Annotated in this window: 18 protein-coding genes; 6 read left to right on the forward strand and 12 right to left on the reverse strand. The window is 61.7% G+C overall.

The genetic code is table 11. The features are described 5' to 3' along the window. Nucleotides 1-56: 56 nt before the first annotated feature. From METAC_RS0120820 to METAC_RS0120840, 4 genes are all read right to left on the reverse strand, one after another. Nucleotides 57-1,856, reverse strand: a complete 1,800-nt coding sequence (locus tag METAC_RS0120820; protein WP_051335740.1) for a tetratricopeptide repeat protein — start codon at nucleotides 1,854-1,856, stop codon at nucleotides 57-59. A gap of 235 nt (nucleotides 1,857-2,091) precedes the next feature. Beyond that, on the reverse strand, nucleotides 2,092-3,321 hold the full coding sequence (locus METAC_RS0120825; protein WP_026608505.1) for a cell wall hydrolase: 1,230 nt from the start codon (nucleotides 3,319-3,321) through the stop codon (nucleotides 2,092-2,094). 327 nt (nucleotides 3,322-3,648) lie between these two features. Further along, nucleotides 3,649-4,059 (reverse strand): energy transducer TonB family protein, encoded by a 411-nt coding sequence (locus tag METAC_RS27520; RefSeq protein ID WP_084143844.1) that lies wholly within the window; start codon nucleotides 4,057-4,059, stop codon nucleotides 3,649-3,651. 277 nt (nucleotides 4,060-4,336) lie between these two features. After that, complete coding sequence (locus tag METAC_RS0120840) at nucleotides 4,337-5,350, reverse strand: polyprenyl synthetase family protein (protein WP_026608508.1); 1,014 nt, start codon at nucleotides 5,348-5,350, stop codon at nucleotides 4,337-4,339. 1 nt (nucleotide 5,351) lies between these two features. Between METAC_RS0120840 and METAC_RS27525 the strand changes: the two genes are divergently transcribed. Further along, nucleotides 5,352-5,711 (forward strand): putative signal transducing protein, encoded by a 360-nt coding sequence (locus METAC_RS27525; RefSeq protein ID WP_084143846.1) that lies wholly within the window; start codon nucleotides 5,352-5,354, stop codon nucleotides 5,709-5,711. Continuing rightward, the gene (locus METAC_RS0120850; RefSeq protein WP_026608510.1) at nucleotides 5,704-6,483 is read left to right on the forward strand and encodes a tRNA1(Val) (adenine(37)-N6)-methyltransferase; all 780 of its coding nucleotides are present in this window, start codon (nucleotides 5,704-5,706) and stop codon (nucleotides 6,481-6,483) included. The genes METAC_RS27525 and METAC_RS0120850 overlap by 8 nt, the downstream gene beginning before the upstream one ends. 62 nt (nucleotides 6,484-6,545) lie before the next feature. Here METAC_RS0120850 and METAC_RS0120855 read toward each other — a convergent pair whose 3' ends face one another. Both METAC_RS0120855 and METAC_RS26080 read right to left on the reverse strand, forming a co-directional pair. After that, nucleotides 6,546-6,758, reverse strand: a complete 213-nt coding sequence (locus METAC_RS0120855; RefSeq protein WP_026608511.1) for a hypothetical protein — start codon at nucleotides 6,756-6,758, stop codon at nucleotides 6,546-6,548. 309 nt (nucleotides 6,759-7,067) lie between these two features. Then, complete coding sequence (locus tag METAC_RS26080) at nucleotides 7,068-7,388, reverse strand: hypothetical protein (RefSeq protein WP_084143848.1); 321 nt, start codon at nucleotides 7,386-7,388, stop codon at nucleotides 7,068-7,070. A gap of 265 nt (nucleotides 7,389-7,653) precedes the next feature. Here METAC_RS26080 and METAC_RS0120865 point away from each other — a divergent pair, with 265 nt between their 5' ends. After that, nucleotides 7,654-8,601: a glycine--tRNA ligase subunit alpha gene (locus tag METAC_RS0120865; RefSeq protein ID WP_051335741.1), complete on the forward strand. Its 948-nt coding sequence runs from the start codon at nucleotides 7,654-7,656 to the stop codon at nucleotides 8,599-8,601. Between the two features lie 32 nt (nucleotides 8,602-8,633). Here the strand turns inward: METAC_RS0120865 and METAC_RS26885 are convergent, their stop codons facing one another. Beyond that, on the reverse strand, nucleotides 8,634-9,314 hold the full coding sequence (locus METAC_RS26885) for a hypothetical protein (RefSeq protein WP_198017258.1): 681 nt from the start codon (nucleotides 9,312-9,314) through the stop codon (nucleotides 8,634-8,636). A 212-nt stretch (nucleotides 9,315-9,526) separates the two neighbouring features. On the opposite strand from METAC_RS26885, the gene glyS reads away from it, so the two are divergent. Together glyS and METAC_RS24800 are read left to right on the forward strand one after the other, a co-directional pair. Beyond that, entirely contained in the window at nucleotides 9,527-11,980 is a 2,454-nt protein-coding gene (glyS, locus tag METAC_RS0120875) for a glycine--tRNA ligase subunit beta (RefSeq protein ID WP_026608513.1), read from the forward strand. A 330-nt stretch (nucleotides 11,981-12,310) separates the two neighbouring features. Continuing rightward, on the forward strand, nucleotides 12,311-12,580 hold the full coding sequence (locus METAC_RS24800; protein ID WP_425338926.1) for a hypothetical protein: 270 nt from the start codon (nucleotides 12,311-12,313) through the stop codon (nucleotides 12,578-12,580). 3 nt (nucleotides 12,581-12,583) lie between these two features. Here the strand turns inward: METAC_RS24800 and METAC_RS0120890 are convergent, their stop codons facing one another. The 5 genes from METAC_RS0120890 to METAC_RS0120915 form a co-directional block, all read right to left on the reverse strand. Next, nucleotides 12,584-13,270: a fumarylacetoacetate hydrolase family protein gene (locus METAC_RS0120890; RefSeq protein WP_036255766.1), complete on the reverse strand. Its 687-nt coding sequence runs from the start codon at nucleotides 13,268-13,270 to the stop codon at nucleotides 12,584-12,586. Nucleotides 13,271-13,363: 93 nt separating this feature from the next. Then, entirely contained in the window at nucleotides 13,364-13,612 is a 249-nt protein-coding gene (locus METAC_RS0120895) for an exodeoxyribonuclease VII small subunit (RefSeq protein WP_026608515.1), read from the reverse strand. A gap of 57 nt (nucleotides 13,613-13,669) precedes the next feature. After that, complete coding sequence (locus METAC_RS0120900; RefSeq protein ID WP_026608516.1) at nucleotides 13,670-14,182, reverse strand: tyrosine phosphatase family protein; 513 nt, start codon at nucleotides 14,180-14,182, stop codon at nucleotides 13,670-13,672. 440 nt (nucleotides 14,183-14,622) lie between these two features. Continuing rightward, nucleotides 14,623-15,240 carry an acyl-homoserine-lactone synthase gene (locus METAC_RS0120910; protein WP_026608518.1) on the reverse strand — a complete coding sequence of 206 codons (618 nt, stop codon included), beginning with the start codon at nucleotides 15,238-15,240 and terminating at the stop codon, nucleotides 14,623-14,625. Nucleotides 15,241-15,551: 311 nt separating this feature from the next. Further along, on the reverse strand, nucleotides 15,552-16,283 hold the full coding sequence (locus METAC_RS0120915; RefSeq protein WP_026608519.1) for a helix-turn-helix transcriptional regulator: 732 nt from the start codon (nucleotides 16,281-16,283) through the stop codon (nucleotides 15,552-15,554). Nucleotides 16,284-16,592: 309 nt separating this feature from the next. Here METAC_RS0120915 and METAC_RS25435 point away from each other — a divergent pair, with 309 nt between their 5' ends. Beyond that, a complete protein-coding gene (locus METAC_RS25435) occupies nucleotides 16,593-18,527 on the forward strand; it encodes a non-ribosomal peptide synthetase (protein WP_084143850.1) in 1,935 nt (644 codons plus the stop codon). Nucleotides 18,528-18,552: the final 25 nt, after the last annotated feature.

Raw genomic sequence — 18,552 nt, forward strand, 5'->3', positions numbered from 1 at the left:
ACGCAGGGGTCAAGCTGTCGCTTTGGCGTTTCCGGGCGCTCGCGCTTGAAGCCGGCTCATCCCCCGCTGCGTTCGGGCTGCGCCTCGGCTGCGGCCGGGTTGGCCTCGTCGCTGAGCCCATGCTCGATCTTTTGCAGGATCTTGGCCTTGTCGTCGGGCTCGGGGCCGAGGTCGCGCGCGTGGTTCCATTGGAAATGCGCCTCGAGCTTGCGCCCGACGCGCCAATAGGCGTCGCCGAGATGGTCGTTGATGACCGGATCGGAGGCCTTGAGGTCGATCGCGCGCTCGAGTTCCTTCACCGCCTCGTCATAGCGGCCGAGCTTGTAATTGGCCCAGCCGAGACTGTCGACAATATAGCCGTCGGTCGGATGCAGCTCGACAGCGCGGTGCAGCATGCCGAAAGCCTCGTCGAGATTGACGCCCTGATCGACCCAGCTATAGCCGAGATAGTTCAGGACCAAGGGCTGATCCGGAAAAAGCTTGAGCGCTTCCTTGAAATCGGCCTCGGCCTGCGGCCATTTCTTCTCACGCTCATAGGAAATGCCGCGGAAATAATAGAGCGGCCATTTGGCTTTTTCGCTCTTGGTCGTCTCGTTCAAGGCGCGCGTATAGGTCTCGATTGCATCTGCATATTGCTTGTGGGCGCGCTGCAGGTTGCCCAGCGCGGATAGCGCATCTTCGTCCTTCGGATGTTCCGCGACGATCCGTTTCAGGTAGGTGGCCGCTTCGTCCGTCCGACCCAGGGTTTCGAGGATCAGGCCGGTTTGAATATCGGCGGTCGTGCGGAGCGGATCGTTCTCGCGCACCAGCCCGTAAACGTCGATCGCCTGCTCGTTCTGCTTAATGCGCTCGTAAATATCGGCCAGCGTGATGATCGCGAGGCTGTTTTGCGGCGCAAGATAAAGCGAGAGGCGCAGATAGATCATCGCGGCGAGCTCGTCGCCTTGCCGGCCTCCGGCGGCGCCGAGGCCATAGAGCACTTCGGCCGCGCCTTGCTCGGCGTTCTTGACCAAGGGCTCGATCCGCTTGCCGGCCTTTAAATCGGCTTCGGCCGCGGTGATGATCGGATGATTGGGAAGGATCTGATCGAACGCCTCATAGACGCCGATCGCGTCGTCGCGGCCGCCGGCGTTGGCGATGAAGCGGGCATAGGCGTCGACGAGCCGCAATGTGTTCTTGTCGGCCTCATAAGCCGATTTCATCCGTTTCGCCGCCTCGGCGTTATTATTGGCGTTCGAGGCGATGAGGCCCGCGTGATAATCGCGGAAAACCGCGAAATTCTCGTCGCGGAGCCGGTCGACCAGCTCGATGGCGCGGCGGGCGTTGCCTTCGCCCGCATAGCACCAGGCCGTCAGCAGCGTGGCTGTGATGTCGCGCTGCTGGCCGGCGCCGCCCTTGGCGAAATGCGCGCGCGCCACGGCGAATTGCTTCGCCTTGATCGCCTGCACGCCGAGCGCGAGATGGGCGAGGCTGTTGTCGGGCTCGCGCGCAATCAGACGGTTCGCCAGGGCGAAGGCTTCCGGCATATTGCCGTTCGAGACGGCGGCCACGAATGCGCGTTCGATCAGGGGAGGGTTGCGCGGATCGAACCGCAAAGCCTCGCGGAAAAAGGTCGAGGCCGCCATGGTGTCGCGCTCGGCCCCGGCGACGAGCGCCGCGAGATAATTGCCAGCGGGACTCTCTCCAACCTCGAAGGGCGAAGCGATCGCAAGGTTTTCTCTTGCGCGCGCTTGCGCCCCGGCCAGCGCCGCCGGAAGGAGGAAGGCTGCGATCCCGGAGAGGGCGAGGCCGCGCAACGCGACGCGCCGCAAGAGGCTACCTTGACCTTTGCCGGAAATTAGGGATTCGAGCGACATGCGACCGCCTTTTATTCGAGGCCGCTCCCGCCAAGAGGAGCGCCGAATTCGCTGATTTTCTGCTCTCAACATGGCCGTTTTGAGTCCGTGGAGCAAGCTAAGGAATGGGCCGCCCATCCCGAAACGGATGGAATGATTCAGGCGAAGCCTGGATTTCTTGAGCAGCGGCGGCGAAATTCGTTCACGAGGCCGCCGGCTTTGCGCCGGGCCGCGCTTTACAAGGCGGATTTCGGCGTCAGGTTTGACCCGGCCGAAGCTTATAGAAGACGTGGCGTCCGATCACGTCCATTTTTTCAAGTCTTTTAGCCCAGCGCGGCCGTACATAATTGGCGTGATAATGGGTCGCGCCGCCGACGTCTGAGACATAGGTCTTTCCGGCCGTGACTTCGTCGGCGATCCTGACGGCGGCGCGCCACGCCTCTGGTTCTGTGACGCGCAGCGACTTGCCTTCGCAAGCGAAGGAGAATTGGCAGGCGTTGTAATGCTGCCGGTTTTGATAGACGACGCCGCAGATCGTCGGCGGATAAAGGCCGCTCGACACGCGGTTGAGGACCACCTGCGCAACGGCGGCCTGGCCCTCCTCGGATTCGCTGCGGGCTTCAAAATAAATGGCTTCGGCGAGGCAGCGCCTCTCCCGCGCCGATTGATCCTGCTCGATCAGGGAGGCGAAATTCGGCCGCGCGGCGGGCGAAAAGGCGCTTGTCCCCGGCGTTCGCGGCGCCCCGGCGATCGCAACGACCTCGACAGGGGTTGAATCCGCCGGGGCCGGCGTCGTCGAGCCGAGCGCGATGGCGCGCCGAACCGGCGGCGTCGAGCCTTGCAGGATGCGCTCATTGATCGCTGCCGGCCGCATCGTCACGGTTCCACCGTCCTGACGCGGAGAAGAGTCGGCGCCGGAATGAAGCGTCGTTGGGCTCTCCCCATCGGGCCAGGGCTCGAAGCTCGCCGCGCTCTCCGGATCGCCGGCCGCCTCGTCGAGGACAGTGAAGCTTCCGGTAGGGGAGGTCTCGTCGTGGTCGAAAATCAGATCATGCGCCCGCAGTGCGGCGAGCCCGCCAGGTCGACGCAGCTGCGTGTCGAAAGTGGGCCGCAGTCCGACGAAGGGGTCGCCTTTGTGGCTTCGGTCGAGCGTCGGAAATCTGCCTGCGCGCCGCTTCAGGTCGCTGCGCGGCTCGATCTCGTCGGGTAGGCGTTTGAATTCGTCTGGATCTCCGAGGGCCAGTCGCGCGTCGCGCCAGATCTTTCCGGCTTCGCCGCCGAAGCGCCTGTATTCGTCGTCTGGCGCGCCGCTTTGAGCTGGGATCAGGAGGGCGGGGGCTGCTGCGGTGCGAAAGACCAAGGGTGCGAGGGAAGATCCGATCGAGGCTTCCTGGCCGGCGTCCGCGGGAAGCGACGCCGCGAGCGCAATCCCGAGCCACCAGGGCGCGACGGCGCTGACCGCCCACTCAATTCGAGTCCTACCCATGCTCGTCTCATTCTGCGCGCGAGGCTGTTGGAGAGCATGCTAAGGGACGAAGGCTGAAGACTTTATCGTCTCCGGCATGCTCCCGTCCTTCGCCACCGAACGGGGCGCTTTCCAACGGATGCGTCGATCCGACCGAAAGGCGTTCGAGCGATGGCCTCGGCTCCGAACGACCGCGGCGACCGTCGGCTCCTCTCTAAATATTAGCGAGCAAGCTTGAGAACCTGTTACCTGCACGGCGTCCTCGGCCGTGCCAAAATAGGCCGGGTCGATAGCTAGAAGCGCCTCGGCGAGGCCGGCGGAGCTCCATAGATCGCGCCGATCCGCAGATCACTGGGCGTGGAAAGAAATTGGCGCAACAAAGTGGAACTGATTGCCGCTAATGCCCTCGGGCGGGGGAGGCACCGGACTAGCCAGCAGAATCATGGCGAGAGCGGATTTGTCGAGCGCTGGCGCGCCCGAGCTTCGGATGACATGCTCGCCTGTGATATTTCCTCGACGATCTATCCAAAATCCCACCACGACCGCGCCGTTGTCCGAGATCCCGTTTCTTGGAGTCACCCGGATGCGGAGAATCTTGGTTCGAACCGCGTTGCGCCACGTCTGAACGACCTCGGCGGCTGGTCGGGAGGGAGCCGGCGCGTCGGACGAAGCCGCGAATGCGCTTGCTCCGACGCAGTATAAAAGCGCAGCGCAGAATCCGCATGAAATGAATTTGGCGATCTGAATAGGCATAGCCATAATTAAAATGCTTAAGAGATTATGATTTACCTTAAGCCTTACACTAGTGAAGCGCAAGTCATGCACTTGGCCGGACCGAGGCGAATTTCGCCGCCGTCGGCCGGATGACGTTGCTCGATTGTTTTGGGAGAGATGGAGGGAAGGCCGGCGAACAGGCGCGAATTCGGTTCGAGGCAACGCTCGATCAGCGACTTCGATTGGCGAGCGAGGCCTGCCGCGACCTCTCCGGGTAGGCGGCGTGCGCCGCCTACCGACGTCAATTATCCGCGTTCCGAGTCTAAAACGTCCGATTGACGCAAAAATGGACGACGTCGCTCAACGCATATTTCCAGGGCGATGGTGGGAACAGCTCAAGCGCGTCTCTTGCCATAGCGCCGTAATGGCGCGCCCGCTCGATGGTGTCCTCGAGCGCCCGATGCTTATGCATCATCGCGATCGCGGCTTCGAGATCGCCGTCGGCGATTTCGCCCTTTTCCAGCGTACGGCGCCAAAACTCGCGTTGCGTCTGCGTGCCGCGCCGAAACGAGAGAACGACCGGCAGGGTGATCTTCCCCTCGCGGAAATCGTCGCCGACATTCTTGCCCAATGTCGAGGAGGCGCCGCCATAGTCGAGCGCGTCGTCGATGAGCTGGAAGGCGATCCCGAGATTGAGGCCATAGCCACGGCAGGCCGCCACTTCGGGCTTCGGCCTCTGGCCGAGGAGCGCGCCGACTTCGGCGGCGGCGCCGAACAGCGCGGCCGTCTTGGCGCGGATCACCGCCAGATAGTCGTCCTCGCTCGTCTCCGTGTCCTTCGCGGCCGAAAGCTGCATGACCTCGCCTTCGGCGATGACCGCGGCGGCGGTCGAGAGAACGTCGAGGCAGGCGAGCGAGCCGACCTCGACCATCATCTTGAACGCCTGGCCGAGAAGGAAATCGCCGACGAGCACGCTCGCCTCATTGCCCCAGAGCTTCCGAGCGGCAAGCTTGCCGCGCCGCATGTCGCTTTCGTCCACGACGTCGTCATGGAGGAGCGTCGCCGTGTGCATGAATTCGACCGAGGCGGCGAGCTTGATATGACCCGCGCCCCCATAGCCGCAAAGCCCGGCGGCCGCCAAGGTCAGCATGGGCCGCAGGCGTTTGCCGCCGGACGAGATGAGATGATTGGCGACTTCGGGTATCATCGAGACATCGGACGCCGCGCGCGACAGAATCGTCTGGTTGACGCGCTCCATGTCCGCGGTCACGAGGGCGAGGAGCCCTTCGATGCCCGGTTCCTGCGCCTTTTCTTCTAAAGGGATGACAACGCCCAAGATGGAAATCTCCGAATGCCGGCGCGCACTTCTTAGGGCTCTGCTTCGCGCTTCGCAACTCGCGGAGGCGATTCAGCGGTCGTGCCGGGCGCTGATCTCCGGGGAGGAGGCGTCGGCGCGCGCTTCTGAACGCGGCTCTATTGAACTTCTTCGCACCAACGACCTTGTGCTGATTTCCCGGATTGAAGCAATCCTCTTCGAAACCGGAATAGCCGTCTTCGTCGCCGATCGGCACATGAGCGCGGTCGAAGGATCGCTCGGTTTTCTGCCGCGCCGGCTCATGATCGACGCCGCCGACGCGGCCCGGGCGCGGGCCGTTCTGACAGAGGCGGGTCTCGGCGAGGAATTGCCGAATGGATGAAGAAGGCGCGCATAAAGCGCCGGCGGACGAGGCGGATGCGTTTCTCGATGGCCGGTTGAAGCTTCTTCAACCGAAGCGCGGACATCGCGCGGGCACTGACGCCTTGCTGCTCGCCGCAGCCGCGCCGAGAGATTTTGCGGGCTTCGCGCTCGATGTCGGCGCCGGAGTCGGCGCCGCCGGCCTGGCGCTGGCGCTGACCCGACCCGCGGCGCGGATCGGCCTTCTCGAGTTGGATCCCGATACGGCGGCTCTTGCGCGCGAAAATGTTGCGTTGAACCGGCTTTCCGATCGAGGGCGGGTCTTCGAGGCCGATCTTTTATCGCCGCGGGCGCGGCGCGGAGCGGGGCTCGTGGATGAGGCGGCCCAGCTCGTGGTCACCAATCCGCCCTTTCACGATCCCGGCCGGGCGCGACTTTCGCCCGACGCGGCGAAGCGCCGGGCTCATGCGATGCCGGCGGGAGGGACAGAGTCGCTCGTCGATTGGCTCGCGGCGTCATTGGCGCTCGTCGAGCCTGGAGGATCGATCGTCTTGATCCATCGGCCGGAAGCTTTGCCGGCGATTTTCGAGGCTTTGGGCGGGCGCGCGGGAGCGATCGTCGTGCTGCCGATCTATCCGCGCGACGGGGCGGCGGCGATCCGCGTGCTCGTCCGCGCCAAGAAAGGAAGTCGCGCCCCGGTTTCTCTGGCTCCGGGCCTCGTTCTCCACGAAGGGATGAGTTTCACCAAAACGGCCGAAGCTATTCATCGCGGCGCGGCGGCGATTGAGTGGTGATCGCCGCCGCTGCTCAAATGATTAGGCGTCGTTCCGGCGCATGGCCGGCGGCTCGCGCGGCCTCAGCCGTGATGATGGTGATGATGATAATGGTGGTGATGCGTGTGCGGATGGCCCGTGTAATGCGCTTTCTCCACCAGCGGCCGGTCGCTCGCCGGTTGCGCGGCTTCGATGGCCGAGAGGCCGGCCACGGGCGCTGCTTGGCTGGCGCCCGCAAAGGCGAGAGAAGCAATCAGGGCCGCGCTGGCCAGACCAAGTTTCAGTTCAATGCGCATTCATGTCTCCTCTGACGGTTTCGTGATCGACGCATTGGCGCGCCGCCATTCGTCGGGATCCCTGACGCAGTTCATGATCGAGCCACGCCGGTAGCGCTACATGATGGAAAAGGCTCGTCTTTCCTCGAGAAAGCTGCAGCCGCTTCAGCACGCAACACAAGCAACATGGATTGCCTCCCCATATGGGTCAAGCTGCCCGCTCAAAGAATGTGCAGCTGTCCGCGTCGGCGATCTTTGCGAAGAAGATCGGCCTATCGATCGACCGATCTTCCATGCGTGGAGCGGCGTCGAGCCGTTCTTGTCGCTAGGTCACCAATAATGCCTGTGCCACCGATGCCAGCGGTGCCATCTGTGCCAGCGGTAGGGATGATAATAGTGCCAGCGATGGTAATAGGGATGATAATAATGCCATCTGTGCCACCGGTACGGATGATAATAGTGCCAGCGGCGATAGTACCAGTAGGATTTTTCAACCGGGAAAACGCCGGCGGTAGGCTGTTCGAGACTACGGACGGTTGGGGCCGCGAGCGCGAGCCCCGCGGTCGGGGCGGCTTGAGCCGGCCCTAGGGCGCCTACAATTGCGCCAAAAGCGGCGCAAGCCGCCAGAAACAATATTCTTGCAAGTTTCATTTTTCCCTCCTCCGGGGCAATGAAAAATTACATTGGAAACGTGCATCCAAATTACTTGGAGCGCAACGTGAAACCGGCAAGCGCCGCCAACAAGTGACGGCGTCGTTAATCGCGCCCTTTGGGTTTTTTCGGCGCGGTTCTCGTCCGGCGAATCTTCGCTCGTCGCCGATCGAGGTGGAAAAACCTCGCTGCTTATTGTAGCAGGGCCGCACGTCGAGCCTGCGGGGCCCGGACGACGCGAGGAGGCAGAAAGCCGATGACTGACATGGCGACGGAAATCGCGCCTGGGGCCGATGGAACGAAAGGCGGCTCGCTCGATCCGGCGCGCTCTTTCCAGGGCCTGATCCTGACCTTGCAAAAATTCTGGGCCGGGCAGGGCTGCGTCATCCTTCAGCCCTATGATTTGGAGGTCGGCGCCGGCACCTTTCACCCGGCGACGGCCTTGCGCGCGCTTGGGCCGAGGCCTTGGCGAGCCGCCTATGTCCAAGCGTCCCGCCGGCCGAAGGATGGCCGCTATGGCGAAAACCCCAACCGGCTGCAGCACTATTACCAGTTTCAGGTGATCGTGAAGCCATCGCCGCCGGATCTTCAAGCGCTTTACTTGGCGTCGCTCGATGCGATCGGGATCGACCTGCGGCTGCATGACGTCCGCTTCGTCGAGGATGATTGGGAAAGCCCGACGCTCGGCGCCTGGGGCCTCGGCTGGGAGTGCTGGTGCGACGGGATGGAGGTCTCGCAATTCACCTATTTTCAGCAAGTGGCCGGCGTCGAATGCGCCCCGGTCGCGGGCGAGCTCACCTATGGCCTCGAGCGACTCGCCATGTACGTTCAGGGGGTGGAGAGCATTTACGACTTGAATTTCAACGGTCGCGACGGCGCCGAGAAAATAACCTATGGCGACGTCTTCAAGCAGGCCGAAGAAGAATATTCACGCCATAATTTCGAGGCGGCCAATGTCGACATGCTTTTCCAGCATTTCAAGGACGCCGAGGCCGAATGCCGGGCGCTGCTTGCCCAGGGCGACAAGGGCGCGCGCCATCTGATGGTCCTGCCGGCTTACGACCAGTGCCTTAAATGCTCGCATATTTTCAATCTGCTCGACGCCCGCGGGGTGATTTCCGTCACGGAGCGACAAAGCTATATTCTGCGCGTGCGCGAGCTCTCAAAGGCCTGTGGCGCCGCCTGGCTCAAGACTGAGGCGGGCGGCGCCTGACGCGCAAGCGACGATCGGGCCTATGGGGCGGCTCAGCGGCGACCGCCGCCGTGGAAGCCGCCTCCATGGAAGCCGCCTCCATGGAAGCCTCCGCCGTGGAAGCCGCCTCCGCCAAAGCCGCCGCCGTGGAAGCCGCCTCCGCCAAAGCCGCCGCCATGGAAGCCGCCTCCTCCGAAGCCAGGGTGGAACCCGCCGCCGAAACCGACGCTGCGCCCCGTATAGAGGCCGCCGCCATAGCCGGCGAATTGGCGTCCATGCCATCCGCCGCGCCAGCCAGCGTAATGAGATCCCCCGCGCCAGTGGCCGTAATGGCGCCAGCCCCTATTCCAATAGCCGTATTGGCGATAGGGCCATCCGCCATAGCCGTAGCCATAGGCGTAAGGCCAACCATAATCGCCATAAGAGCAGGACCCGTAATAATAGGGGTCGCACCAGTCATTCGTGGCCGCCAAGAAAGGAAGCGACAGCAAGCCGAGCGCAGTTCCGGCCACCGCTGCGCCCGGGTTCCAGCCGTAGTAGCGATGATGACGCCAGTGGCGCACGTAGCGATGATGATGATAATAAGCCCGATGCCGGTAAACGACTGGCTCGATCTGCGTTTGCGACGGCGCGAGGACATTGGCGCTCGCCACGTTCATGGGACCTGCCGAAGCGGTTGTCGCTGCTGCAAGCAAAGCGACGCCCGCGAATGCCGAAACCCTTGCAATATCCATGGCTTTTCTCCATCCGCGCCTCAGTCCGTGCGGGCGAAACTCCGGCGCCGCCATGGGGTTCCGGCGTGATCGTGAATAGGCTCGGAAACGGCCTGCCACGCCGAAGCTTTCGCTCAGCTGTTCCTTCTTGCGAAAGCCGCGTCTATAGAAGACGGCGCTCGCTTGCTTGACGGTCCCCGCGGAAGCTCGAGCCCCCGCGTTGAAACGAGACTATGCCCGATCTTCTTCTCGAACTTTTCTCCGAGGAAATCCCCGCCCGCATGCAAGCGCAGGCCGCCGAGGATTTGAAAGGCCTCGTCGTCGAGGGCCTGCGCGAGCGTGGCCTCGCCTATGAAGGGGCGGCGAGCTTCGCCACGCCAAGGCGCCTTGCGCTTCATGTCGCAGGCCTGCCGGCCCGCCAGCCCGATTCGCGCGAGGAAAAGAAAGGGCCGCGCGTTGGCGCGCCGGAGGCGGCGGTTCAGGGCTTCTTGAAAAGCGCCGGCCTCGCCTCATTGGATCAGGCCCGGATCGAGAAAGATCTCAAGAAGGGCGAGTTCTATGTCGCGGTGATCGAGCGGCAGGGCCGGGAGACCCTTGACGTCCTGGCCGAGCTTTTGCCGGCCGTCATCCGCCGTTTTCCCTGGCCGAAATCGATGCGATGGGGCGCGGCTTCGGCGCGGACCGATTCCTTGCGCTGGGTGCGGCCGCTCCATGGCCTCCTCGCGACCTTCGGACCGGAGACAGAGGAGACGGAGGTCGTTCCCTTCTCTATCGACGGGTTGGAGGCGAGCAATTTTACCTTTGGCCACCGGTTTATGTCGCCTAGCAAGATCAAAGTCCGGCGCTTCGACGATTATGTTCCGGCTCTGGAAAAGGCCAAGGTCGTGCTCGATCCGGCGCGGCGGCGCGACATCATCCTCTATGACGCGCGCGACCTCGCCTTGGCGCAAGGCCTCGAGCTGGTCGAGGACGAGGCGCTTTTGCATGAGGTCGCGGGGCTCGTCGAATGGCCGGTTGCGCTGATCGGCGAATTTGACGCCGCATTTCTCGATATTCCGCCGGAGGTGATCCGCGCCACGATCCGCGCCAATCAGAAATGCTTCGTGCTGAAAGACCCTTCGACTGGATCGCTCGCCAATAAATTCGTGCTTGTCGCGAATATCGAAGCGCGCGACGGCGGCGCGGCGATCGCCGGCGGAAACGCCCGCGTGGTGCGGGCGCGGCTCTCCGACGCCAAGTTCTTTTGGGAGACCGATCTTAAGATCAGGCTGGAGGACCGGCTTCCCAAACTCGACCAAGTCGTTTTTCACGAGAAGCTCGGAACGCAGGGAGAGCGCGTTCGAAGGCTCGTGCTTCTAGCCGGCGATCTTGCGCATCATGTCGGCGCGGATCCTGCGCTCGCAGCTCGCGCCGCGCTTCTCGCCAAGGCGGATCTCAGCTCGGAAATGGTCGGCGAATTCCCCGAGCTGCAGGGGCTGATGGGCCGCTATTACGCGCTGGCTCAAAGCGAGGCGCCGGCGGTCGCGGAGGCGATCGGCGACCATTACAAGCCGCAGGGGCCGAACGACCGCATTCCGTGCGAGCCCGTCTCCGCTTGCGTTGCGCTCGCCGACAAGCTTGACACGCTGGTCGGCTTCTGGGCGATCGACGAGAAGCCGACCGGCAGCAAGGACCCTTTCGCCTTGCGCCGCGCGGCCCTCGGCGCGATCGCCATTATTCTCGAGAACAAACTTCGGCTGCCGCTGCGCGCCATTCTCGAATCCGCCTTGGCGCATCAGGTCGCGACGAGCGAAGCTGCGCCCACATTCGTCTTGCGGCGCCTTTGGGAAGAGGAGGCGACCGACGACGCCGAACTCGCAGCGCTGGCCCAGGGCGGACGCTGGGCCTGGGAATTCGCCTTCGAGCCGGGCAAAGGCATTTTGGCGGCGCTCCGGCGCTATCTCGAGGCGCGCTTCTCGGGCGAGGCGGAGCCGCGCGCCGGAGATGGCGCGCGCTATGACGACTTGCAGGCGCTCTTGAAGCCTTATGAGCGGCTGCACGAAAAATCGCTCGCGCGCCACGGCGTGACCGAGCCGGAGATCGCGACCGAACTCGAAGCGGATTTCGCTGGGGAGCGCCAGGTCTTCCTTGCCTCTAGGGGTGAATTGATCGATCAACTGCTGAGCTTTTTCGCCGATCGGTTGAAGGTTTTCCTGCGCGAGCGCGGCGAAAGACATGATCTCATCGACGCCGTTTTCGCTCTGCCGGGACAGGACGATATCCTCTTGATCGCGCGTCGCGTCGAGGCTCTCGGCAATTTCCTGGATTCGGAGGAAGGCAAGAACCTTCTCGTCGGCTATCGCCGCGCCGCCAATATTTTGCGCGCGGAGGAGAAGAAGGCGGGGGCGGACGAAGCCACCTCCTATAGGGAGGATCATGCGCCGGATGCGCTTGTGGAGCCAGCGGAAATTGTGCTCGCCGAAGCTCTGGCGCCGGCGGCCGGGGAGGCGAAGGCGTGCGTCGCTCGCGAGGATTTCGAAGGCGCGATGGGCGCGCTCGCGCGGCTCAGGGCGCCGGTCGACGCCTTTTTCGATAAGGTCACGGTGAATGCGCCGGATCCGGTGCTTCGGCTCAATCGGTTGCGGCTGCTCAACGAATTGCGTCGCGCCGTGCATGAAGTGGCCGATTTTTCGAAGATCGCGGGGTGATCCCTGATGACGCGGAACTGGCTAAGCGGGTTTCGCATTGATCCGAAAATCAGCCTGAACTTATGCGGGTCGGCCTATATGTTTCCTTAACTTCCCGTCGTCGCGCGCCGTATCGAACTTTTATGCGGTTTTCATCAATCTCCCAGTATTGGCCGCTTGATGCGGCAGATCGGAGAAAGCGATGAAAACACGATTGAGAACCAGAATGCCGCGCCTCTCAAACCGGCCGGATTTTGTTTACGCCGGCGTGGTCGCCCTGATCATTTGCGTCGGCTTAATCGCGCGGGGAACGGGGCTCCTCCCCCTCGCACCGCAGTGATGGAGACATCTTTGAGTTTCGTGTTAAAAGAAAATGATGCGGCCCAAATCGATGGGGATCCGCAACAGGAGCCTCCTAGTTTCATCGTCGGCCGCGACGGGGATGATCACTGGATTGTGGTCGAGACCCATGGCCTCTGCGGCGGCATATTTGTCGATGAGGCGGCGGCGATGCGCTACGCCCGCGCGGAAAGTCGAGGGCGCCCCGACGCCATCCGTCTCGCGCCCTCCCTACTCGTCTTGAATATGGAAGCGCGTTCGGGACTGCGCGCCCGCCGATAAAATTCAGCCGATCTCGATCAGGAGAGGCTCCAACCCCGCGATGGTCGCCTCGATCTTGTCGCCTTTGACGACGGGCCCGACGCCCGCCGGCGTCCCGGTGAAGATGAGATCGCCCGGCATGACTTCCACAAGCTGCGAAAGATAATGCACGATCTGGGGAACGTCCCAGATCATGTCGCCGAGATCCGCGTTCTGGCGCAACTCGCCGTTCACCTTGCACTGGATCTTCCCCTTGGCGACAACGCCCGTATACATTTCGGGCGTGATCGAGGAGCAGGGCGCAGAGAAATCGAAAGCCTTCGCCATCTCCCAGGGCCGGCCCTTTTTCTTCGCCTCGTTCTGAACGTCGCGTTTCGTCATGTCGAGGCCGACGGCATAGCCGAAGACCATGTCGTTGACCTTTTCGGGCGGGATGTTCTTGCCGCCCATGTTCATCGCGACCACCAGCTCGACTTCGTGATGAAGATCGCTGGTGCCGGGCGGATAGGGCATGGTCTCGCCATTCTGGAGAATGGCGTCGGCTGGCTTCATGAAGAAGAAGGGCGGATCGACGTCGGGATTGGCTCCCATTTCCTTGGCGTGGTCCCGATAATTCTGGCCGACGCAATAGATGCGCCGAACCGGGAACGGCCTGGTCGACATCGACATGAGCGAAATGATCGGCGGCTCGGCGAAAGCGTAGTCACCCATGGGATAGGACCTCGGTTCGAAATGCGGGGGCAAAGGATCGCGCCGATGGATGTCGAAGCAAGCGCCCTGCCAATCCGCATTTTCAGCGCAGGCTCATTCGACGTCGAGCGGCTCCGTTCCGCTCGGCCGCCCGTCCGGGCCGAGGGTGATTTTTTCGATCCTTTGCTCGGCGTCGCGCAGCAGCTTCTCGCAATGCTTCTTCAGCGCCTCGCCGCGCGCGTAGATTGCAATGGATTCCTCGAGCGCCACGGAGCCTTTCTCGAGCTGATCGACGATTTGCTCAAGCTCCGCGAGCGCGCGCTCGAAGGGGAGCGCGGAGACGTCTTCATTCTGATCGGGCACGGCCTGTGTTCCTGGGAGGAAGAAGCGTTTCGCCTTCCTCCTAGACTCCGTCCGCAGTCAGTGCAAATCCAGCGCGAAAGGGACGCCTTCGTCGCACTCATAGCCGCGGCCGATCCCTGCGATCGCCTCCGCCATTCGTCCGCTGCGTCCGAGCATGGCGTCGGCGAGGGCGACGAGCCGCGCATTAGGCGTCGCCGTCGGCGACCGGCTCCGGATCGCCTGGGCGATCTCATGTTCGTCACGCTTCGGGCTGAGCGCGCAGGCGGCGATGAAAGCCGCAGCGGTTGAACGGCTGATTCCCGCCCAGCAATGGATCAGCATCGGCTCCGCCCGGTCCCACTGCCTCACGAAAGCGAGCAATTCGTCCACATGGCGATCCGCCGGGAGAATATGCCCTTCGATTTCCTCGACAATATCGGAAATAGCGACATGAAGATGCCGATCCGGCGCGATTTCCGGCGGCCGGGAGACGGTCGTCTCCTGATTAATCAAGGTAACGAGACTTCGAGCGCCCGTCGCGCGGATCGTCTCGGGCACTTTCGCCAGCGAGCAGACATGGATGTGCGGCATCGATCCCTCCTTCGCCGTCCCGCGCTCGGCGCATCGCCGCCTTGTCGCGCGCGGCGTCCGATTCGATTGGTCGTCGCCAATTCATAAGCATCTTTCATGACAACCGATGCGAAAATCGCCGCGATCGACGGGATGTCCAGGCCGAAATGCGCGGAGGCGTGAGCATGACGGCGCGCGTTCGCCGATCGGCCCCGGCGAGGGTCGCTTTCCCGGGCGAGGGCCGGAGCCGACGCGTGAGTGGAGGATGGTGATCGAAAGGACGGACGAAGGCCGGAACCGCGCCCGGTGAGGTGGAGCCTAGAAAAAGACAAGGCGAAGCTGAGGTAGCTTCGCCTTCGGTCTGGCCTACCGACTTTATCGGAGCTTTCGCCCGAGTCCAATTCGTAAATCAACCAGCTGTATGGCGGCGATGCGCCCAAAAGGATCTGGGTGGAAATATTTCATTCCGCTGCAACTGCAACCGCTTCGTAAGGTAGGAGACCCGTCTTGGCGCGAACCGACGCCTCGAGCTCTCGGGAGATATCGCATAGAGCAAAATGCAAAGCGCCATGCTCTTCGCTTCTGTGCCGGCCGAGGATGATGTGATCCAGGCCGCATTTCGTGAACATGCGCGCGAGGGGAGCCTCATAGATGGCGGTCATTTGCGAAACGCCATGTTCCAGGCCGAACAGGCAAATTCCGAGAAGGAGTTCGCAAGCGGCGCGAGAGACGCCGTTCGGCTGAAGACGGCGATCGTCCGGCACGGCGAATCGCGTGATCTCCCAGATCGTCGGGGACCGAATCATCAAGCCGGGGAACATATTCTGAAAAACGCTGGCCGCCATATGGTCCGTCGTCGTATTCAGAAACCGAGCCGAGCCGGCGAGCGATCCGTCCGGCAAGAGGCTGCAGACATAGACAGCGTCGTCGCGGTCGAATTCGTCATATTCAAATTCTCCGTCGATCGGCTTCAGGTCCCATTTCTTCTGATCGATGAAGACTTTCTTGCGCTGGCGAAACATTTCATCGAAGAGCGCAGGCCGCTCGGCGCGCTCAAAGCCGTGAACAATGCTTATCATGTTGGGCTCCATCGTTAGGATGATGCCCAGATTTGATATGGATTTTGGATTATAGATATTCCCCCAAACGGGGATTGACCGGCGCCTAAATACCTGCCGAGCATCGTCGTATGCGGGCGCTACCGATCGGATGCACGCAGGGCGCGATCCTGGCGAGATAAAAACAGCGTTTCAAGCGGTCCGATATTCCCGAAGCTTGGATGGCCGCCAGACTTTCTCGACGCCGAAATTTGATACTCCAAACCGATAATCTGATCAATAACAAAAAACGAATTTCGTCATAAAATTATTCTTAGCTAGGCCCGGGCAATTCAGCGGATCAGACCGGCCCGGATCGCCTTCGTGACCGCATGCACGCGATTAAGCGCGGCCAACTTATGGCGCGCCGAATCGAGATGGGCCTTAACCGTCACCGCGGAGATTCGCATCAGGACGGCAATATCTTCAACAGATTTGCCGTCGGCGGTCCATTCGAGCGCCTCGATTTCGCGCCTGGTTATGGCGTTGAGGTCGACTGGTCGTTCCTCGACGTGCAGTTCATAGGCGCGCTGATGCACGTAATTTGCGACAAGGACGAGATCTCGGATGAGCTCATAGCGTCGGTTGGACCATTCGGCGTCCCCGTCATGGGAATTCGCGACGAAGATTCCCCAGAGACCATTGATTGGGCCGCGGACAGGAATGGTTAGACCTTGTTGGCCGACCCCTGCGTCGGTGGCCTCGCCGAAGATGCGCTGCACTTTTTTGTCCGTCCGCGGCAGTCGAGCCCAATCGATCGGGAGCAACGATCGAGCTGCGATCGTCCAAGCAGGATCGATGAACATATATTCCTGCGTTCTGTAATGCTCGACCCATTCCTTGCTATATGTCAGAGTGATAAAGGGATTTGTCAGCGAGTATCCACGAAAAGAGGGGCAAACATAGGCAATATTGGACAGGCCATAGCGGCGGCAAACAAGATCGATAAAATGTTCAAGGCTCTGATCCGTGAGTTCGCCTTCGAGCTGAAGCAAAGCGCGTAGGCCTAGGTCGTCTAGGGGCATCTTGAGCTCACCGCCATGGCCAAAGGAATTCGAGCCGCAATTAAAAACATATCACATTTTTGGGAAAAAAATCGGTTCGGCCAGGTCCGGCGCATTGTTGGATAGGAGCAAGCGACGACGTCATATTGGCGTCAAAGCGGGGCAGGGCGAAAGAGCTAATCGCTTCGATAGTGAACCAGCAAGTTAAATTTCGTCTTGACCCAACATTCGACTGGCCCGCATATCTTCAAAAAAAATCTTATATCATCATGTATACTACGACGGCGTGGATACGCATCTACGGTTTTGGCTACCAAGCGAGTGCAACCTATGTGGGTAAGTATCCTCGATCGATTGGCCGAGACGAGCGACGGCTCAGACATTTTGATCGAGGCGGGCGCTCATGGGCCGGAAGAAATTTTGCCGCGCCGACGCCTTTTCGACTTGGCGTGTTTGACGGCTCGGTATTTTCGCAGTCTTGGCGTCAAGCCCGGAGACCGAATTGCTGTGCTTTTGCCGAGCGGCCGGCATTTGCTTCAAACAATTTTTGGGGCATGGGCCTCCAATGCGGGAATCTGCGTTCTTTCCCCGTCTGTCGACGCCGGCCGGTCGTCGCTCTCGCGCGAGCGACTCGACGGGATGCTCCGCATCGTCGCCCCGAAAATCATAGTGGCCGGCGGCGGCGACGCGCCGGTCCTCGGCGAAATGGCGCGCCGACTCGGAGCGGTTTTGCTTTCCGAGATCGATCTTCCTTCTGAGGGAGAGCCTTGCGAGCCGACGCCGAACCAGCCGGAAGATTTGGCTTTCGTGCAATTCACGTCGGGCAGCACCGGCGAGCCGGACGCCGTCGCCATTACTCACCGGCAGTTGACAATGAACGTCGAGCTCACTGCTGAGAGAACAGGATTTAGCGCCGACGACTGTATGGTCTCCTGGCTTCCAATCTACCATGATTTCGGCCTCGTCGTTGGAACGATGATGCCGATTTACTGCGATGCTCGGCTCGTGCTCGTCCCAACCGAGGCATTTACTAAAAATCCGTTGATTTGGCTGCGGATCATGACTCGCGAGAGGGCCACCTATTCCGCTGCGCCTCCGTCGGCGGCGGCCGTCGTGCTGAAGCCGGTCTTCACGCGCCGCCTGTTGGGTGTCGACCTATCTTCGCTTCGCGTCGTGTTCTTTGGCGCGGAGCCCGTATCTTCCAGCGGGGTGGATGAGTTCGAAACTTTTTTCGCTCAGCATGGATTGGCGCGAGGGGTTATCTCGGCGGGCTACGGCTTGGCGGAGGCGACCTTGACCGTTGCGGTTCGGGCGGCGGGAACGGCGCGACGCCTCGCCTGGATCGATGCGGAGGCGTTCCATAATGCCGGCCGGATCGATCTGACAGCCCCCGAAAGCTCGGGGTCTTTTCCTTTGCTCTCCAACGGCCCGCCCCTGCCGGGGGTCGTCGTTCGAATTGCCGATGAGTCTGGCGGCGATCTCGGAGACGGCGTGCAAGGTCGAATTCTCATATCGTCACCAATGGTGACGAAGTGTTATCTCGGTTCCGATGAAGATCCCCAACCAGGGGGCTGGCTGGATACGGGCGATCTCGGATTTGTTCTCGACGGCGAGGTCTATGTCGCCGGGCGTGTGAAGGACGTCCTGATTCGCGCCGGCGCGACAATTCACGCGCATGAGTTCGAGGAGGCTGCATCGAGAGCCTTTCCGGATCTCGTACAGCGAGCGGTCGCTTTTTCTGTGCCGCGGGTCGATAATTTGCGGGACATGATCGTGCTCGGCGTCGAACTGCGCCGTCTTCCGCCTCCAGAGGTCTTCACATCCGAATTGCGAGCTGTTATTCAGCGCGATCTCGGCTTCCAAGTCGACGAAGTTGTCTGTCTTCCAAAAGGCTCAATCCCTCGAACAACCTCCGGCAAAATTCAGAGGGGTCGCGCGCGCGAACTTTACCGTATCGGCGAGCTCGCCCTCGGATCAACTGAGAATTCGCCCATGTCGGCTTCAGACGTCCTAACGAACGACATCATAGCGCTCATTCGCGCTTTGGCCCAGCAAGGCGAATTGCCTCGCGACCTCAAGACAGCGACAATAACAGCCGAAACGACGCTCGAAGGGTTGTCTCTCGATAGCCTCGGACGAATGATCCTTTTGTCAGCTCTGGACGAAAGCCGGGGAATACTGATCCCCAGCGACATTTTGGCGCCGGGGATGACGCTGGGCGAACTCGCCGCCAAGATCGTCAGCCTTCAAGGCGCGCCGGCTTAAACCCGAGCCGGCTTGGCGAATATTT

Origin of the sequence: Methylocapsa acidiphila B2, from assembly GCF_000427445.1 — a bacterium.
Lineage (GTDB): Bacteria > Pseudomonadota > Alphaproteobacteria > Rhizobiales > Beijerinckiaceae > Methylocapsa > Methylocapsa acidiphila.

Bases quoted from the DNA above. Each gene is read 5' to 3' on its own strand.
- METAC_RS27520 (WP_084143844.1), bottom strand. From the start codon at position 4,059: ATGGCTATGCCTATTCAGATCGCCAAATTCATTTCATGCGGATTCTGC.
- METAC_RS0120865 (WP_051335741.1), top strand. From the start codon at position 7,654: ATGGCGACGGAAATCGCGCCTGGGGCCGATGGAACGAAAGGCGGCTCG.
- METAC_RS0120910 (WP_026608518.1), bottom strand. From the start codon at position 15,240: ATGATAAGCATTGTTCACGGCTTTGAGCGCGCCGAGCGGCCTGCGCTC.
- METAC_RS27525 (WP_084143846.1), top strand. From the start codon at position 5,352: ATGGAAATCTCCGAATGCCGGCGCGCACTTCTTAGGGCTCTGCTTCGC.
- METAC_RS0120850 (WP_026608510.1), top strand. From the start codon at position 5,704: ATGGATGAAGAAGGCGCGCATAAAGCGCCGGCGGACGAGGCGGATGCG.
- glyS (WP_026608513.1), top strand. From the start codon at position 9,527: ATGCCCGATCTTCTTCTCGAACTTTTCTCCGAGGAAATCCCCGCCCGC.
- METAC_RS26885 (WP_198017258.1), bottom strand. From the start codon at position 9,314: ATGGATATTGCAAGGGTTTCGGCATTCGCGGGCGTCGCTTTGCTTGCA.
- METAC_RS0120890 (WP_036255766.1), bottom strand. From the start codon at position 13,270: ATGGGTGACTACGCTTTCGCCGAGCCGCCGATCATTTCGCTCATGTCG.
- METAC_RS0120820 (WP_051335740.1), bottom strand. From the start codon at position 1,856: ATGTCGCTCGAATCCCTAATTTCCGGCAAAGGTCAAGGTAGCCTCTTG.
- METAC_RS25435 (WP_084143850.1), top strand. From the start codon at position 16,593: ATGTGGGTAAGTATCCTCGATCGATTGGCCGAGACGAGCGACGGCTCA.
- METAC_RS0120855 (WP_026608511.1), bottom strand. From the start codon at position 6,758: ATGCGCATTGAACTGAAACTTGGTCTGGCCAGCGCGGCCCTGATTGCT.
- METAC_RS0120900 (WP_026608516.1), bottom strand. From the start codon at position 14,182: ATGCCGCACATCCATGTCTGCTCGCTGGCGAAAGTGCCCGAGACGATC.
- METAC_RS26080 (WP_084143848.1), bottom strand. From the start codon at position 7,388: ATGAAACTTGCAAGAATATTGTTTCTGGCGGCTTGCGCCGCTTTTGGC.
- METAC_RS0120825 (WP_026608505.1), bottom strand. From the start codon at position 3,321: ATGGGTAGGACTCGAATTGAGTGGGCGGTCAGCGCCGTCGCGCCCTGG.
- METAC_RS0120915 (WP_026608519.1), bottom strand. From the start codon at position 16,283: ATGCCCCTAGACGACCTAGGCCTACGCGCTTTGCTTCAGCTCGAAGGC.